The 1,867-nt window shown below is 73.7% G+C and carries 1 protein-coding gene; it reads left to right on the forward strand.

All coding sequences use genetic code 11. The annotated features are described in order from the left end of the window. The first annotated feature begins 437 nt into the window (after positions 1-437). Complete coding sequence (locus ABZ641_RS35625; RefSeq protein ID WP_359988573.1) at positions 438-1,829, forward strand: phosphomannomutase/phosphoglucomutase; 1,392 nt, start codon at positions 438-440, stop codon at positions 1,827-1,829. Positions 1,830-1,867: the final 38 nt, after the last annotated feature.

Raw genomic sequence — 1,867 nt, forward strand, 5'->3', positions numbered from 1 at the left:
GTTCTCGGCCTCGTTGTAGGTCGGGATGATCACCAGCACCCTGCCGAGATCGGCGAAGGTGGTCTCCTCAGGGGCAGTCACGGCACAGCCTTTCGAAACTTCGGGGAACGTGCGGCGAGCCCGCAGCCGGAGGGGTCGACGGCGCATGTCATCGCGACAGGGCCCGGATGGCTCCCGAGCACACGGCCCGGAATGCGGATCGTACAGCGTCGTGTCCACCCGACCGGCCGCCGGGACGGGCGGCCTCCGGGCAGCAGGTAGTCTCAGCACCACGTGACACCCGGCGATCGTGAAGCAACCGGCCGCTCGCGACCGGCCCGCCGGCCGGCCGGCGCCCTCCCCGGGCACCGGCGGCAGCCGGCACCCGGAGCCCCGCACCGGGTGTCGACGAAGAGACCGTGCGGGCCGTCCCGCACCTGAACAGGGTGGGAGCCGCGATGCGGGACCTCAGTCAGCTGGTGAAGGCGTACGACGTCCGGGGCGTGGTGCCCGACCAGTGGGACGCCTCGTACGCCCGCGCCTTCGGCGCGGCCTTCGTGCAGGTGCTCGGCGCCTCCGCGGTCGTCGTCGGGCACGACATGCGGCCCTCCTCCCCCGAGCTGTCCCGGGCCTTCGCCGAGGGCGCCGCCGCGTACGGCGCGGACGTGGTGGAGATCGGCCTCTGCTCCACCGACCAGCTCTACTACGCCTCCGGCAGCCTCGACCTGCCCGGCGCCATGTTCACCGCCTCGCACAACCCGGCCCAGTACAACGGCATCAAGCTGTGCAAGGCCGGCGCCGCCCCGGTCGGCCAGGACACCGGTCTGACCGAGATCCGCGAGCTGGTGGAGTCCTGGCTCGCCGAGGACGGCACCGTCACCGTCCCCGCCGCCGCCGAGGGCACCACCCCGGGCACGCTGTCCTCCCGGGAGACCCTGGACGGCTACGCGGCCCACCTGCTCTCGCTGGTCGACCTGTCCGGGATGCGGCCGCTCAAGGTCGCCGTCGACGCCGGCAACGGCATGGGCGGCCACACCGTGCCGGCCGTGCTCGCCGCGCTGCCCGTCGAGGTCGTGCCGATGTACTTCGAGCTGGACGGCACCTTCCCGAACCACGAGGCCAACCCGCTGGACCCGAAGAACCTGGTCGACCTGCAGGCCAAGGTGCGCGAGGTCGGCGCCGACCTCGGCCTCGCCTTCGACGGCGACGCCGACCGCTGCTTCGTGGTGGACGAGCGCGGCGAGCCGGTCTCGCCCTCGGCGATCACCGCCCTGGTCGCCGAGCGGGAGATCGCCCGTGCCCGCGCGGCCGGCGAGGAGAAGCCGACCGTGATCCACAACCTGATCACCTCCTGGACGGTGCCGCAGGTCGTCACCGACCTGGGCGCGGTGCCCGTCCGGACCCGGGTCGGCCACTCCTTCATCAAGGAGGAGATGGCCCGCACCGACGCCGTGTTCGGCGGCGAGCACTCCGCGCACTACTACTTCCGCGACTTCTGGCGCGCCGACACCGGCATGCTGGCCGCCCTGCACGTGCTGGCCGCGCTCGGCGGCCAGGAGCAGCCGCTCTCGCAGCTGTGCGCCCGGTACGACCGCTACGCGGCCTCCGGCGAGATCAACTCCACCGTGGCGGACCAGGCCGGCCGGACGGCCGAGGTGCGCGCGACCTACGGCGCGCTGGAGGGCGTGACCGTCGACGAGCTGGACGGCCTGACGGTGGCCGGCGCCGACTGGTGGTTCAACCTCCGGGCGTCCAACACCGAGCCGCTGCTGCGGCTGAACGTCGAGGCCGAGGACCCGGCCCGGATGGCCGAGCTCCGCGACGCCGTCCTGGCGATCGTCCGCGCCTGACCCCCGGGGTGCGGTGCGGCGGCCCGGCCGGGCCGCCG

This window comes from Kitasatospora sp. NPDC007106 (assembly GCF_040634455.1).
Taxonomy (GTDB): domain Bacteria; phylum Actinomycetota; class Actinomycetes; order Streptomycetales; family Streptomycetaceae; genus Kitasatospora; species Kitasatospora arboriphila.